Origin of the sequence: Brevibacillus sp. JNUCC-41 (genome assembly GCF_014844095.1) — a bacterium.
GTDB classification, from domain to species: domain Bacteria; phylum Bacillota; class Bacilli; order Bacillales; family DSM-1321; genus Peribacillus; species Peribacillus aracenensis.
The window spans coordinates 4567436-4583809 of record NZ_CP062163.1 but is presented as its reverse complement, the minus strand read 5'-3'; the positions used below and the strand labels follow the sequence as shown (position 1 = coordinate 4583809).

Genomic DNA, 16374 nt, shown 5'->3' with positions numbered 1-16374 from the left:
GTCCCTACGCCCACTAAGGTTTTTAAAGTAGCAGTTTAAGTTTGCGGTAGAGAATCTGTTCAAACAGGTCTGTATCTTTAAAGCGACGCTTGTAATTTTTCTAAAGGCAGAAAAGTGAGGTGCTTTATCATGAAAGCCATAACTTAAGAACCAACGAATAGACCATGTTCATATTTAGCTCTTCAATGTCGGACTCCGTTTTACGGACTAAATGGTTCGCTGGCACATGCTGATCTCACTAAGAATTATGTTTGGAAAGCATCCACATCACCTCAAGCTTAAATATCTATTTAAAAAAAGACTGTTGGCAAAAGGGATTCTATTTAAATTAAAACAAAGTGATTGGAACTGGTGCGCGGGACTCCGCTGGAAAAGCGCGTCACAAGGAGACCCCACAGGCGCAAAGCGAGTGCTCGACGTTCTAATTTTATACCCCTCGAAAAAAGTTGAAGACAAACTCAATTATTTATCCAAGTTTGTCTACAGTTTGCAAAGTCTCTTTCTTGATTTTTTAAAGACTGGATCGGATAGATGATTGCTACTTTCCTGCAAAAAGGATTTTGTTAAGATTAGGATATGTGCTTCCTAAAGTGGGGAATCAATAATGTTTGAATTTGTTAAGGGCATGGAATCTTTTTATTTGACTGAAAATGGATAGTTTAATATGCTTAGCAAACCAAATCGAAGGAATTTCTTTTTTTATTGCAAAAAAATTCCCAGACAAAATTATTGAAAGTCAAAGAAGGTCAAGGTATAATAAAGTCAGAAAGTCAAAGAAGGTCAAAGTTTTATTGTGAATTCATTTTTTAAAAGGAGGAGTACTACATGCTTTGTGAAAAATGTCATGTAAACCAAGCAAATATTCAAGTTCACCTAAATATGAATGGTCAGGAGCATGATGTGAAACTGTGCTCCACTTGTTATAAAGAAGAACGAAACAAACTTGGAGCAGCAATGGGCGGAATGGATACAGGAAAATTCCAATATAATGGATTTCCAAATTCATTCAATCCATTTAATTATAATGATGTACCAAAACCGGATTCAGCTGAACATGGCGAGGATGGAGGATTGCTTGAGGAGTATGGCCGCAATTTGACCGATGCTGCGAAAGCTGGACTTATCGATCCCGTTATCGGAAGAAATGAAGAAATCAAACGTGTCATTGAAGTTCTTAATAGACGCAATAAAAATAATCCCGTTTTAATCGGTGAACCTGGTGTCGGTAAAACAGCCATTGCCGAAGGTCTTGCTTTAGCGATTGTAGAAGGTTCAGTGCCTGTTAAATTACGTAATAAGCTTGTATATATGCTTGATGTAGCGTCCCTTGTTTCGAATACTGGAATTAGAGGGCAATTCGAAGAACGAATGAAGCAATTGATCAGTGAATTGCAGGAAAGAAAAAATGTCATTTTATTCATCGATGAAATTCATCAACTTGTGGGAGCGGGTTCAGCCGAAGGATCAATGGATGCAGGGAATATCTTGAAACCTGCACTTGCACGCGGTGAACTTCAGCTTGTCGGAGCAACAACTTTATCCGAATATAGGAAAATTGAAAAAGATGGTGCCCTTGAAAGACGCTTCCAGCCTGTTCACGTTAATGAGCCGACAACGGCTGAGGCATTGGTCATCTTACATGGTTTAAAAGATAGTTATGAATCTTATCATGGTGTATCATATAGTGAGGAAGCCCTAAAAGCGGCTGTTGAACTCTCGAATCGCTATATTCAAGACCGATTCCTGCCTGATAAGGCAATAGACTTAATGGATGAAGCTGGTTCCAAATTGAACTTGAACATCGAAGACGGCCAGGTAGAAAACATGAAAGAGCGTCTGGCGCAAATTTATAAAGAAAAAGAAATGGCCTTAAAAGAAGAAGCATATGAAAAAGCTGCCCTTCTTCGTGATGAAGAAGAAAAACTGGAAAAGTCCTTGCAGGCTGGGGAAGATGCAATTAAGCCAACCGTTACCGTTGAAGATATTCAAAATATCATCGAACAAAAGACTGGTATACCTGTAGGTAAGCTCCAAGAAGATGAGCAAGATAGAATGGTTCATCTCCAAGAGGAGCTGATGAAAAAAGTAATCGGGCAGCAAGAAGCTGTCAAAAAGGTTTCAAAGGCCGTTCGAAGAAGTCGTGCAGGGTTAAAATCTAAAAATCGTCCTACCGGTTCTTTCCTTTTCGTTGGTCCGACAGGAGTAGGTAAAACCGAATTGGCGAAAACTCTCGCTGAGGAATTGTTCGGGGACAAGGAATCGATGATTCGCCTTGACATGAGTGAATTCATGGAGAAACACAGTGTTTCTAAATTAATCGGTTCTCCTCCTGGATATGTAGGGCATGAGGAAGCTGGACAATTGACGGAAAAAGTTCGCCGCAAACCTTACAGTATCATCCTATTGGATGAAATCGAAAAGGCACATCCGGATGTATTGCATATGTTCCTGCAAATCATGGAAGATGGCCGCTTAACCGACAGTCAAGGGCGGACCGTTACTTTTAAAGATACCGTGATCATCATGACGAGTAACGCTGGGGTCGGTGAGAAACAAAAAGTAATGGGATTCGGTACAAGTTCAGCTGTGGAAGAGGCTTCAATCCTACAATCTTTAGGCAGTTTCTTCAAACCGGAATTCTTGAACCGATTCGATAGCATCATTGAATTCTCGGCATTGAAGAAGGAAGATCTTCTTCAAATCGTTGATATCATGATTCACGAGCTAGAAGAAACCCTTGCTGCAAATGGTTTATCCTTAGATGTAACGAATGAAGCGAAACAAAGGCTGATTGAACTCGGATATCACCCAGCTTTCGGGGCGAGACCGCTCCGCCGTGTACTTCAAGAACAGCTCGAAGACGGCATCACTGACTTTATCTTTGAGCAGCCTGAAGTTAAGAACTTCACTGCAATTGTTGAGGATGCCTCTGTGAAAATTATTAAAACACCATAAAGAGTACTAGAAATGCCTCCAAGACCGTAAAACTGTTATGGAGGCATTTTTTTTATTTTTATAAAATGATAGATAAGGTTCTGCTAAATGACCTATAGCTTTCGATTATTAAATGTAGATTTCTGAATTTTCGACATATTTTGCTGATTGAATGTTTTGATGGGAAACGCCTGTGGAACATAACATGAGGGAAGTTTCGTTTATGATTATAAATATTAATAATTCCTGTTCTAAAATGGGAATTTCAATGGAGGAATGACCTATTAAAGATTCACTTTCTTATTTTGAAGAGGAAAATAAAAATAATCGAAAACCAATGGATAATGAAGCGGAAAATCAGTTGGAATCTCTGCCGATTGCAAATAGTAATCCAGTGAACCCGTCGGAATTGGATGAACTATATTTCTATGAAGGCAAAGATTTAGGAAATTCCTATCTTAAAGATAAAACGGCATTCCGATTATGGGCACCACTTGCATCTGAAGCTAAGCTAGTCACTTATAACCATTGGGATGATACAGATGGAATGGAGATTCAGATGGTTCGTTCGGAGAAGGGGACATGGACCATTGAGCTGAACGGAGATCAGGATGGCTTGATTTATACATATAAAGTGAGAGTGGGAGAAACCTGGAGTGAAGCCGTCGATCCCTATGTTCGTGCAGTTACTGTTAATGGTAATAAAGGAGTCGTGATAGATTTAAATAATACGAATCCTGAAAGGTGGACACGGAATAAACCACCACTCGAAAAAGCTGAGGACATAATCATTTATGAATTGCATACACGGGATCTGTCGATTCATCCTGAAAGCGGAATCCATCATAAAGGTAAATTCTTAGGAGTGATCGAAGCCGGCACCAAAGGCCCTGAAGGAGCGAAAACGGGTCTTGATCATATTAAAGATCTAGGTGTTACCCATGTTCAGTTTATCCCGATATTCGATTTTGCTACAGTCAATGAAATGAAATTGAATGAACCGCAATATAACTGGGGATATGATCCACAGAATTATAATGCTCCCGAGGGTTCTTATTCGACTGATCCGTATCAACCAAAAGTCAGGATCCGGGAGTTAAAGGAAATGATTCAAGGTTTACACGATCATGGTTTACGCGTAATCATGGATGTTGTGTATAATCACGTTTATACAGTGGAGGGATCAAACTTCCATAAACTCGTTCCCACTTACTTTTTTCGCTATAACGCCGACGGTACCTTATCTAATGGAACCGGTGTAGGAAATGACACCGCGTCTGAACGTAAAATGATGCGAAAATTCATCGTTGAATCTGTAACGTATTGGGCGAAGGAATTTAACCTTGATGGTTTTCGTTTCGATTTAATGGGGATTCATGATGTGGAAACGATGAATGAGGTGAAAAAGGCACTGGCAGAAATTGATCCGTCCCTCATTGTTTTGGGAGAAGGCTGGGATATGGATACCCCCCTTGCCCAAGAGCTGAAAGCAAATCAAAAGAATGCTTGTAAAATGCCTGGAATCGCTCACTTTAACGATGCGATCCGTGATGGTTTAAAAGGGTTTGTAATGAATGAACATGATAAAGGATTCGTGAATGGCAAACCAGGAATGGAAGATGTAATAAAAAAGGGCATCGCAGGTGGTTTGAAATATGACGAAGATATAGCAACCTATCAAAGACCAGATCAAGTGATCAATTATGTTGAAGCACATGACAATTATACTTTATGGGATAAGCTTCTCATCACAAATCCAGATGCGACAGAACAGGTACGGAAACAGATGCATAAATTAGCTTCGGCCGTCGTCTTACTGTCACAGGGAATTCCAATGATACATGCTGGACAAGAGTTCATGCGTACGAAGGATGGGGATGAAAATAGCTATCAATCTTCCGATTGGATTAACCGGTTGGATTGGAAAAGGAGAGCGGTGTTAGATCGGGAAGTGGAGTATATGAAAGGACTAATTTCGCTCAGGAAAAATCATGCTGTTTTTAGGTTAAGCACACCCGAGGAAATTGAGGAGCATTTACAATTCATTGATGCTCCGCCAAATGCGGTAGCATTTACTTTAAAACATAATGATTACAAAATTGCAGTGATTCATAATGCAAATTGGGACGGGATAAACATTTCTCTTCCCCACGAAGGTGATTGGTCCGTTTTAGTGGATGGTCAGCGGGCGGGCCTGGAAGAAATAGAAAGGGTTAAAGGGAGTCAGATTACCGTTGCCCCTTTAAGTTCGTTTGTACTGAAAACAAATTCTAACGGATGATAATAAAGTCGAAGTGAGTGAATACTATGTCTCACTTTGACTTTATTTCATTTTCTGATATGAAAATTATTGGTCAAATGAAGTCTTCCATTATTTTCTTTCGCAAGTTTGAGAAAAAATGTGCGGGGGTAGAAAATACGTAATGATGAGTTTTATCGTTTTTTAAGAGGGGAGCGATTATTTTGCCAGAGAAAGTACAGATAAAAATCAATGGTGTCGAGGCCAGCCTGGAAGGTAATCAAACAATTTTACAAATGCTGACGGATAGCTCGATTGAAGTCCCGAATGTTTGTTACCATCCTAGCCTGGGTCCTATCGAAACATGTGATACATGTTTAGTGAGCGTTAATGGAGAACTTGTAAGGTCTTGTTCCACCAAGATCAAGGCTGGGGATGTAATCGATACAGTTTCACCAGATGTAAAAGAAGCACAGGTCATGGCGATGGACAAGATATTGTATAACCATGAGCTTTATTGTACGGTTTGCGATTATAATAATGGCACTTGTGAAATCCACAATACGGTTAAGGAAATGAGGGTAAATCATCAAAGTGTTCCTTTTGATCAGAAACCATATGAAGTGGATCGGTCAAATCCATTTTATCGATATGATCCGGATCAATGCATCCTTTGCGGCCGTTGTGTTGAAGCATGTCAAGATGTACAGGTCACTGAAACATTGACCATTGATTGGGAAGCTAAACGTCCACGAGTCATTTGGGACAATAATGTTCCAATCAACGAATCATCATGTGTGTCATGTGGACACTGTTCCACAGTTTGTCCGTGTAATGCAATGATGGAAAAAGGAATGGAAGGGGAAGCTGGATTTTTAACCGGCATCGCTAAACAAACTCTTCGACCTATGATAGAAATCACGAAAAATGTGGAAACGGGATATGGTTCGATTCTAGCGATTTCAGATATGGAATCAGCCATGAGGGATGCAAGGATCAAGAAGACAAAAACGGTTTGTACATACTGCGGGGTAGGATGCAGCTTTGACGTTTGGACCAAAGATCGTAAAATCCTAAAAATCGAACCGCAAGTGGAGGCACCTGCAAATGGAATTTCGACTTGTGTAAAAGGGAAATTCGGATGGGATTTCGTGAATAGTGAAGAAAGACTCACAAAACCTTTAATTAGAGAAGGAGATGCGTTCAAGGAAGTTGAATGGGATGAAGCCCTTGAATTGATTTCCCGTAAATTCACCGAAATCAAAGAGTATCACGGACCGGATTCAATGGCTTTCATAACGTCTTCCAAATGCACCAATGAAGAGTCCTATTTAATGCAAAAGCTGGCAAGGGGAATCATTGGCACCAATAATGTCGATAACTGTTCCCGGTATTGTCAAACGCCGGCTACTTTGGGATTATTCAGAACGGTTGGATATGGCGGGGATACAGGAGGGATAAAAGATATCGAAAAGTCCGAACTTGTATTAATCATAGGCTCCAATACAGCCGAATCCCACCCCGTTTTGGCTACCAGAATCAAACGTTCCCATAAACTAGGTAAACAGAAGCTGATTGTGGCGGACATCAGAAAGCATGAAATGGCTGAACGTTCCGATCTCTTCATCCAGCCTGCTCCGGGGTCGGATATCATTTGGCTGTCCGCCGTGACTAAATATATCGTCGACAAAGGTTGGACTGATAAAAACTTCATCAAAAATCGCGTAAATGGGATGGAGGAATACATCAAGTCTTTAGAACCTTACACAATGGAATATGCGGAAAAAGTAACAGGTGTAGCTAAAGAAGATTTAATTACGCTTGCAGAAGCCATTCATGAAGCGGGAAGTGTTGCATCGCTTTGGGCCATGGGCGTTACCCAGCATGGCGGAGGAAGCGATACGAGTACTGCAATTTCCAATTTATTGCTCATAACAGGCAACTACGGTAAACCTGGAACAGGTACTTATCCTTTACGCGGACATAATAATGTCCAAGGAGCCAGCGACTTTGGCAGTATGCCGGATCGCTTGCCAGGTTACGAAAAAGTAACGGACAAAAACGTTCGCGCGAAATATGAAAACATCTGGGGTGCAAAAATACCAGAAAACCCAGGCCTTAATAATCATGAAATGGTCGAAGGGATTCATGCAGGTACCATCAAAGCAATGTACTTAAAAGGAGAAGATATGGGTCTGGTCGATTCCAATATCAATCATGTTCATGAAGCATTTGAAAAACTGGACTTCTTTGTGGTACAAGATATCTTCTTATCAAGAACGGCAGAATTCGCGGATGTCGTCCTCCCAGCAAGCCCAAGCTTTGAAAAAGAAGGTACCTTCACGAATACCGAACGCCGTATTCAACGTCTATATCAAGTCTTTGAACCGTTGGGTGACTCAAAGCCCGATTGGCAAATCATTATGAATGTAGCTAATTCGTTAGGAGCAGGTTGGAATTATGAGCACCCAAGTGAAATCATGGACGAAGCAGCTAAACTATCTCCATTATATGCTGGAGTAAGTTATGAACGCTTGGAAGGATATAAAAGTCTTCAATGGCCAGTGGCACCAGATGGTAAAGATACGCCGCTTTTATTCACGGAAGCTTTTCCTTTCCCTGATGGAAAAGCAAGGTTATTTCCAGTCGAATGGACCAGACCGATTGACTTTGGGGATGAGTTTGATATCCATGTGAATAATGGCCGATTGTTGGAACATTTCCACGAAGGAAACATGACTTATAAATCAAAAGGCATCACTTACAAAACGCCAAAAGTATTCCTTGAAGTATCCAGGGAATTGGCAAAAGATAGAGGGCTTGAGGATGGCACTCTCGTTCGGCTTACTTCACCTTATGGAAATGCGAAAGTGCAATGCCTGGTTACAGATCGTGTTAAAGATAAAGAGGTTTATCTGCCAATGAACGATTCAGGTGACGGGGCAATCAACCAATTGACAAGCAGCCATTCAGATAAAGATACTGATACCCCTGCCTATAAGGAAGTTCAGGCAAAAATGGAAGTGCTCAGGGTCAAAGGAGATAATCCATTGCCGAGCTTCAACCATCGTAATGGTAATCCACAACCACAGATAGGTGTACAAGTACAAAAAAAATGGGCCCGCGAAGATTATATATTCCCCGGTGACCTCTTGAAAATCAAAAAGGAGGAGAGGAACCGTGGCTAAAGCGACAAAAGTGATCAATCGAATCACCTTAAGCGATGAAGAAAGAAGAAGAATTGAACTCGAGGATATAGAGCGTACCCTTTTGGAAAATAAAGAAGTGATTAAAGAAACGTTTGAAGTTATGAAAGGCATGCAGGATCGTGGGATATTATCAATGGTTAACAGTTTGTTGAAGGAAGGGGACAAAGTGCTGAACATTCTTGTCAAAACAGCAGACACCCCAGAAACGGCAAATACGCTAAAAAATCTCCTTCTCATACTTGGCACTTTAGGATCACTTAATGTTCAGCAGCTTGAACCGCTTATCCTTAAAGTCAATTCAGGGATTGCCCGTGTCGCCGAAGCGGGTAAAACTCCTGATAAGCCAAGCTATCTAGCGCTGATGCGTTCCTTGAATGACCAAGAAGTCAAACAAGCCATGACATTTCTGATGACCTTCCTTAAAGGAATGGGGGAAGATACAAGCGGTTTAGAAAGAACCACACAACTACCAGAGAATCAGCAATTGCATAAAGCGAATGAAACAGCAGACATAGAACGGCCGACCACAAGAAAATCATACGGATCAAGTATACCCAGTGAAGGCGGAAGAGAAAAAAAACGATATACCAGCTGGTTTTGGATCGCTGCAGGAGTTTCACTCGTAACCATTCCGCTAACGTTATCGAGAAGAAAGAAATAAGGACCTTGTTCGTTTTTCTCCGGAATATTGAAATGATTCTCAATAAAATATTTAAGCCGATGATTCCCTTATACGGAATCATCGGCTTTTTTCGCAAGATAAGTAATAAATTTCTCACTAGCCTTTTATATTTTTATTAGACACAAATAATAAAGTCAATCATCAGTGAAACGAACATATACAGATACTTAATCAAAAAGGGTTGAAAGTGAGAATAGGACTCCTCATTCTTTTTTAAAGTTTGGTAATACCGAAGTCGTACCAGTAAGGCATTTTAGTATACTTGTTATTTTAAATCCTTATCATTATGGAACCTAATGCTTGTAGAAATCCGTTGCGTACCATAAAATGGGGGTATCAAATTGATCAAGGGGTGTATAAATGAAGCTAAAATTAATGACCATCACTTTAGGGATCTGTTCTTCATTAATACTTTCAGGTTGTTCAAGTGAAGAGGAAAGTGTTGTTCAAAAAGAAAACAGTCATGAAGGACATTCAGAGCATTCGGTATCCGGTGACCTTCAGGAGGAGACCAGCAGCAATGAGATAGCACCGGATTTCTTAGCTGATAAACCTGAGGATATGAAGACAATCTATTTAGCTGTTGCGCAAAACAAAAATTTACTTGAAAAAATACCTTGTTACTGCGGTTGTGGAGAGTCAGCTAACCATAAAAATAATTACGATTGTTTTATCCATGAAAATAAAAAAAATGGTGAAGTCGTTTGGGATGACCACGGGACGAAATGCGGAGTTTGCTTAGAAATAGCTGCACAATCCATATTGGACTTGAATGACGGTATGAGCATTAAAGAGATCCGGAATAAAATCGATGAGAAATATAAAAGTGGATATGCTAAACCAACCCCGACCCCTGAAGTGTAAAAGGAAAGAGAATGAAATCCTAGCGTGAATATGATAGTTGGAAAAATGGCTTTTGCCCGATATTCATTCGGAAAAAGGCCTTTTTTTTATTTTGGGAGGGATGGTTGCTTACATATATAATATTGATTGCGATGGGGAATACTTCCAATAAACATAAAATCGTAAAGGAGCTATCCCCTTGACATTAATCCGCCTTGGTTATGTAGCCATGAGTAATCATGTTCCAAACTGTTCACCATCCCAAACGATGACTTTTGCTCAGTTTTCGAAAATTAAGGACAGAGATGCCGCGATAAGGAAGCTCGAACGTATTTCAATTTCCAATCTTCATAATTGCTGGCGTTTGCTGATTCATAACGAAGCTAATGATATTCAGTTCTTTAGGCTTTCTTCAAAACTAATCCCTTTAGCCAATCATCCAGAAATTCCAGAATGGGATTACATCGATCCGATTTCAGAAGAACTGGCTAAATTAAAAACATTCATTACAAACCACCCAAAAATAAGGATAGATTTTCACCCAGATCATTTCGTTATCTTGAATAGTACAAATATCGATATTCTGAAGACATCTTTAAAAACATTAAGGATGCATCATACGTTATTAAAAAAAATGGGAGTCGATCCCGAGCACCGCTGTGTTCTCCATGTTGGGGGCGGTTATGGGGAGCATGTTCAGGCATTAGAGCAATTCATCCATAATTGGGGTTTGATTCCTGAATCGATTCAAAGAATGGTCATTCTTGAAAATGATGATACTACCTTTACTTTGTCGGAAACCCTTTATTTATGTGAGAAATTAGGGATTCCGATGGTTTTTGATTACCACCATTACCTCGCACATCAGTTACCAAGTGAAGATTGGAGAGAGCATTGGAACCGTATATTAAATACCTGGAGTATTTCGAAGCTACCTCCTAAAATGCATATTTCAAGTCCAAGGTCCGATAAGGAATTTCGTGCACACGCTGACTTTGTGGATATAGGAATGTTCATGGAATTTTTGCACCAAATAAAGGGAAGCTTACCACAGTTGGATTGCATGATTGAAGCAAAACAAAAGGATGGAGCACTTTTCCAATTGATGGATGAGCTAAAAAGTTACAAAGAAATAGAAATCATAGATAATGCCAGTTTTTATATTCATTAATTGGTTGGAGGTATATTTGACAAAGGGAAGTAACTAAGATTCTCTTTATCAAAAATTAGTGTTTACATAACATGATTATTGTCAATATAAATGAATCTAACAACAAATGAGGAAAAGAAATCCCGGGACCGATTTTATTTGTTCTCGCAGGAATAAATTGTAATGAATACCAGACATTTCTTAGCGGGGGAAATCGGCTTTTTTAAAATGGTGTTTCCCTTATATTAATATAGAAAAGAGACAATATTAAAAAAAGAAAAACAGTCTTGTTTAATATCGTATATTTTCATAAAAAATTATAATAAAAGTCAAAAAGCGAGCTTCATATTTCTCTTTTAAAGCTGTTGTTTTAATTCCTTAGAGTCAAGAATCGATTTCTGATTAAAAACGCTATATGAGGCTGTAGAAGCGGTTAATGGAGGTTGGTAGATTTTAAGCGATTTTCGGCTTTTTTTATAAGAATATTCCGAATGTAACAAAGGACCTCTATTGATACATTCAAAAACGCGTTATATCAAGGTTTATCAAGGTATCAAAATTTATAAAACTTGCCTTTTTTTCACCTGTTCACGTACAATGAAAGAAGGGGAAAGGGGAATGAGCCATTCATGCAAGCAACCTCTCAAAGAATAAAGAATGTCCAGCCGATACGCCGGTTGGATCACATAGAAAAGATGAAAAAGTCATTATTAAAATATTGCAGCTACAGGGATTATATGATGTTTACAATCGGGATAAACATTGGTTTACGTATAGGGGATCTTTTACAATTGCGGGTTAAAGATATTCTCGAGGGTACGCATATAGTCATTGTTGAGCAAAAAACTGATAAAATTAAGAGATTCTTGGTCAATCCTCAACTACGGAAGGAAGTAAGGAAATATGTCCGGAAATCGAACCTGAAGAATGAACAGTATTTATTTCCGAGTCGAAAAGGAAATGGACCGATCACTAGGGTACAGGCTTATCGGGTGCTGAACAAAGCAGCTGAAATGGCAGACATTCCGGATGTCGGTACACATACCCTTCGGAAAACTTTCGGCTATTTGCATTATCAAAAATTCAAGGATATTGCTTTACTGCAGCAAATCCTTAATCATTCCAATCCAAAAGATACGATGATTTACATAGGACTCACACAAGATTTAATGGACGAAACATTGATGGATTTCTATTATTAACAGAACGGACGAAGACAACTCTTGTATTACTCATTATTAATTATTGATATTTCAGTCTTATAGTAGGGAATTATTCCAATGCAACATTATTAAGATAGATCTGTATGCTCGAGGTAACTGGTATTACTGGTAATTGGATAGGACCTTAACACAATCGAAGGATATCAACAAAAAAAGACTAGAATATAGTCTTTTTTTGTTGATATCATCCAGTAGTGATTATGTAAAAAATCCAATTTCTTTTCAAAGATTATATTAGAAACATTTAGACTTCTGAAAATCTGTTATACTTTTTTGAATAAGTAATGTTACAAAAGTTATCAAGAATGAAAAGGGGGGACAAACAACGAAGTTACTATAATTATATTATGGTAACTAAAATTAGCGGTTTATCCTCCTGTCCAAAAAAGGATTCCACCATATGAACTTCACCCCAATTGTTAGAGAACATGTAATAATCGGGGTGAAGTAGGGAATGCTTGCAAGGAATTTGGGTTATTAGTTTGGTTAAAAGGTACTGTTATTCGTTAAATGATCTAGCTCCAAAGGTAAAAAAGCATACTCCCCGTCCTTAATAATCTCACATTTACGAACGGGAATCGGTTGTTTAAAAATAGGCCCATCTATTACCGTTGTATGAAACTCTCCACCTTCTCCACAGGGGTCAATGCCTCGAGCTTCAAGTTCCTTCACGTATTCATGGGTTAAAGTTCGCCCTAAATCATCTTCTCGCATTCCCAATGATAAATTGACGGTTACAATGATCGTTACGAATCCTAGATTCATGAATTCATCGACAGCTTCACGATGGTTCATTTCCCATAAAGGCATTCCAAGCTTCAACCCGGCATTCTTCGTAACCTTATCATGCCAACAGCCATGAGCGGGCATATCCAAGTCTCCAGTTACTAACACTTCTGCTCCTTGATTTTTAGCATTTTCTAAAAGGCGCATAAATACTTTTTCGTAATCAGTCCAACTGGCAGCTGCTGAATATAAGGGCAATCCTATTGATTCAGCTTGGGCATGTATGAGTTCCTGAGGCATTCCATGGGATCTGGAACGTTTTCCTTCTTCCTCCAGCATGACGATCAGTCCTACAGGCTCACCAATCTTTATTGCTTTATATAGAGCTAAGACACTATCCTTTCCACCGCTAAAAGAAGCTATGAACTTATGCCCGTGAGCACTATTTTTCCAATCTTTTAATTCCGACATTCATATTTTCCCCTTTATTCTAATGACTTTTTTGCCAATTTCATATTTTATAGATGAATTTTCATAACTATATTTGTTTGATTTTATCACGGTTGTAGCTTGCAGATAAAATATAAATGTCGGACGGGACAAGATAAGTCATATTGCTAAAGGAGGATCATCTTAAATACCTAGTGAACAAAGGTGAAATAAAAAGGCATGAGTCCCTGTGGGTGAAGGGGTTCATGCCTTTAGGACCAGCTAAATAAAGAATCTACTTTTATTACTCATTTCACATAATAGATGCTTTTATCACTTGAAAATTGCAATATATTTTTCCACTTTTCCAGCATGATAGTACTTTTCAAAATCCAGACTATATTTCTTTTTCTTCTACCAACTGCCATACCTTTTACCAAGATTCCCCCACGGATTGTTCATCTTGAAAACATTTAAACACCACATATTCCTGATCTGGAATGACCGATTTTTCATTCGATGGTGACTATAGCTAAAGTATAATTGCCACGATAGTTACTTTCGTACTGTTGGTATATCCCATATTTCAAATCAATTTCAATATCATGATCATTTGCTTTGCTCCATAGGGATCCGATTTTATCGAAAATTTCCTTATCCGAGAAATTATTAGTCCTTGTTTCGTCAATTATATAGACTTCTTTACTAAATTAATAACAACTCCCTTTTTTGTATAAATTAGGATTTAGTAACAATGATATCATATTGATATATTTTAGGTTTTGTCATTTGTTCCTTGTTTAGAATTTCTGAAATTTTATGGTCTTGGAACAAATACTAAGTTGTTTAATAAAAAAATATAAACGGGTGCAAGAAATTATAATAAGGTCTGTAGAGGATTGTCTTCTAAAGTTTTGTATCCATTATTTTTATAATTGGATACAATATATTTAATTTTCAGTATTGTAATCGCTTTATATAGTTGTTATAGTTAAAATTGTATCCAATATCGAAAGGTGGACGCTGGATTGGATAATGCTAATTCTGGAAGAGATAAATCAACAATCGTTAAAAATGTAACAAAAAGTCTTAGGAAAGCGATTTTGAATGGGACTTTGAAAAAGGGAGAGCGACTCATCCAAGAGGAGTGGGCAGATCGCCTGGAAGTTAGCAGGATGCCCATCCGTGAGGCCCTAACACAGCTTCAACTGGAAGGGTTGGTGGAAATGGTTCCCCATAAAGGAGCAATCGTCACACCGATTACCCGGGATGATATTGAAGAAATTTATCATACTAGGTCTCTGCTTGAAGGCCTTGCAGTAGAAAAATCACTTCCTTACTTAACAAAGGAGGACAAAGAAAAACTAAAGGGAATTTTGATTGAAATGGAAGGAATTCAATTATCTGATGAAACCAATGAGCATTATATCCTTTTGAATGCGGCTTTTCATGAAACCCTCCGAAAAGGATGCCCATGGCCAAGGGTTCAAAAAATGGTAGAAACGCTGGGGATCTCCCCCATTGCGCCGAATTTGCTGATTGATTATTACCCAGAAACGCAACGGGAACACCGGATGATATATGAAGCGGCACTAAGAGGGGATCCTGCAGAACTAAGGGCAGCAGTAGAATTTCACATCTTACGGACTAAGAACAATTTAATTACGTATATGGAGTTGCTGAATACTAAAAATCATCAATAAAAGGAGTGTTAATTGTGTATGATTTCGCAATTGTTGGCGGAGGAATTGTAGGATTATCGACAGGAATGGCACTTTACCAGCGTTTTCCTAATGCTAAAGTGGTAGTCATTGAAAAAGAGGCTGTTGTTGCAGATCATCAAACGGGACATAACAGCGGCGTCATTCATTCAGGAATTTATTATAAACCGGGCAGTTTCAAGGCACGGTTTGCCCGTCAAGGAAGCAAATCAATGACGGAATTCTGCCGGACGCATGGAATTGAACATGATATTTGCGGAAAGGTAATTGTTGCAACAAAGCCAGAAGAGTTGCCCCTTTTAGATGATTTGTATTCCCGCGGTTTGCAAAATGAACTGGCAATACAAAGAATCGGTGTGGATGAGTTAAAGGAAATCGAACCACATGTCAATGGGCTTGGTGCGATTCGCGTCCCGCAAGCCGGCATCGTCAATTATCGTCAGGTAAGTGAAAAGATGGCGGATATTATCCGGGGCAACGGCGGTGAAATTAAGCTGAAAACAAAGGTCGAGAAAATTAACGAGGATTTTGATGATGTCATCATCGATACGAACAACGGTACAATTAAAGCAAAAATGGTCATTAATTGCGCAGGGTTGCACAGTGATCGCATCGCAGCAGCAGCTGGGTATAAAACTGATATGAAAATTGTCCCGTTTCGCGGTGAGTATTTTAAACTGAAGCCTGAAAAACGCTTCCTTGTCAATCATTTGATTTATCCGGTACCTAACCCAAAGTTTCCATTTTTGGGGGTTCATTTTACTCGGATGATTAGCGGTGAAGTAGATGCCGGTCCAAACGCTGTACTAAGTTTCAAACGGGAAGGTTATAAGAAAACGGACTTCAATGCGAAAGATTTAACTGAAGTTTTAAGCTATAAAGGTTTTTGGAAGCTGGCCAGTAAATTCATGAAGGAAGGTATGGAGGAATATGTCCGCTCTTTTAGTAAAAAGCAATTTACGAAAAGCCTGCAGGAGTTGATTCCTGAAATTCAAGAAGATGATTTAATCCCTGCACCTGCTGGAGTACGGGCCCAGGCGTTACAGGATGATGGTAATATGGTGGATGATTTTCATATTATAATAGGGAAACGGACCATCCATGTATGTAATGCACCGTCACCTGCAGCAACAGCCTCGATTGAAATCGGAAAAGAGGTTGTTAACCGCATTCCGGAACAAACACACTTATTGGAAGCTGTATTAACAAAATAAAATT

Annotated in this window: 8 protein-coding genes and 3 pseudogenes; 9 read left to right on the top strand and 2 right to left on the bottom strand. The window is 39.0% G+C overall.

Annotated features, from left to right (window positions below; genetic code table 11):
* Positions 1-52: 52 nt before the first annotated feature.
* Positions 53-166, bottom strand: a pseudogene (locus JNUCC41_RS26910) (transposase); the annotation flags it as partial.
* A 659-nt stretch (positions 167-825) separates the two neighbouring features.
* On the opposite strand from JNUCC41_RS26910, the gene JNUCC41_RS22210 reads away from it, so the two are divergent.
* From JNUCC41_RS22210 to JNUCC41_RS22180, 7 genes and pseudogenes are all read left to right on the top strand, one after another.
* On the top strand, positions 826-2955 hold the full coding sequence (locus JNUCC41_RS22210; RefSeq protein ID WP_192204878.1) for an ATP-dependent Clp protease ATP-binding subunit: 2130 nt from the start codon (positions 826-828) through the stop codon (positions 2953-2955).
* Between the two features lie 373 nt (positions 2956-3328).
* A pseudogene (pulA, locus tag JNUCC41_RS22205) lies at positions 3329-5215 on the top strand (type I pullulanase); the annotation flags it as partial.
* A gap of 182 nt (positions 5216-5397) precedes the next feature.
* A complete protein-coding gene (gene fdhF, locus JNUCC41_RS22200; RefSeq protein ID WP_192204876.1) occupies positions 5398-8361 on the top strand; it encodes a formate dehydrogenase subunit alpha in 2964 nt (987 codons plus the stop codon).
* Positions 8354-8875: pseudogene (locus JNUCC41_RS22195) on the top strand (DUF1641 domain-containing protein); the annotation flags it as partial. The gene fdhF and the pseudogene JNUCC41_RS22195, both read left to right, overlap by 8 nt.
* 549 nt (positions 8876-9424) lie before the next feature.
* A complete protein-coding gene (locus JNUCC41_RS22190; protein WP_192204874.1) occupies positions 9425-9928 on the top strand; it encodes a PCYCGC motif-containing (lipo)protein in 504 nt (167 codons plus the stop codon).
* Between the two features lie 178 nt (positions 9929-10106).
* Positions 10107-11078, top strand: coding sequence for a UV DNA damage repair endonuclease UvsE (gene uvsE / locus JNUCC41_RS22185; RefSeq protein ID WP_192204873.1), 972 nt, complete (start codon positions 10107-10109; stop codon positions 11076-11078).
* A gap of 608 nt (positions 11079-11686) precedes the next feature.
* Complete coding sequence (locus JNUCC41_RS22180; RefSeq protein WP_228467416.1) at positions 11687-12259, top strand: tyrosine-type recombinase/integrase; 573 nt, start codon at positions 11687-11689, stop codon at positions 12257-12259.
* Between the two features lie 507 nt (positions 12260-12766).
* On the opposite strand, the gene JNUCC41_RS22175 is transcribed toward JNUCC41_RS22180, so the two are convergent.
* A complete protein-coding gene (locus JNUCC41_RS22175) occupies positions 12767-13477 on the bottom strand; it encodes a Dph6-related ATP pyrophosphatase (RefSeq protein WP_192204872.1) in 711 nt (236 codons plus the stop codon).
* A 986-nt stretch (positions 13478-14463) separates the two neighbouring features.
* Here JNUCC41_RS22175 and JNUCC41_RS22170 point away from each other — a divergent pair.
* Complete coding sequence (locus JNUCC41_RS22170) at positions 14464-15138, top strand: GntR family transcriptional regulator (protein WP_141992068.1); 675 nt, start codon at positions 14464-14466, stop codon at positions 15136-15138.
* Between the two features lie 14 nt (positions 15139-15152).
* Entirely contained in the window at positions 15153-16370 is a 1218-nt protein-coding gene (lhgO, locus tag JNUCC41_RS22165; RefSeq protein ID WP_192204871.1) for an L-2-hydroxyglutarate oxidase, read from the top strand.
* Positions 16371-16374: the final 4 nt, after the last annotated feature.

Excerpts from the sequence above, each read along its gene's own strand:
- JNUCC41_RS22175 (WP_192204872.1), bottom strand. The coding sequence starts at position 13,477 with ATGTCGGAATTAAAAGATTGGAAAAATAGTGCTCACGGGCATAAGTTC.
- JNUCC41_RS22210 (WP_192204878.1), top strand. The coding sequence starts at position 826 with ATGCTTTGTGAAAAATGTCATGTAAACCAAGCAAATATTCAAGTTCAC.
- JNUCC41_RS22190 (WP_192204874.1), top strand. The coding sequence starts at position 9,425 with ATGAAGCTAAAATTAATGACCATCACTTTAGGGATCTGTTCTTCATTA.
- JNUCC41_RS22180 (WP_228467416.1), top strand. The coding sequence starts at position 11,687 with ATGCAAGCAACCTCTCAAAGAATAAAGAATGTCCAGCCGATACGCCGG.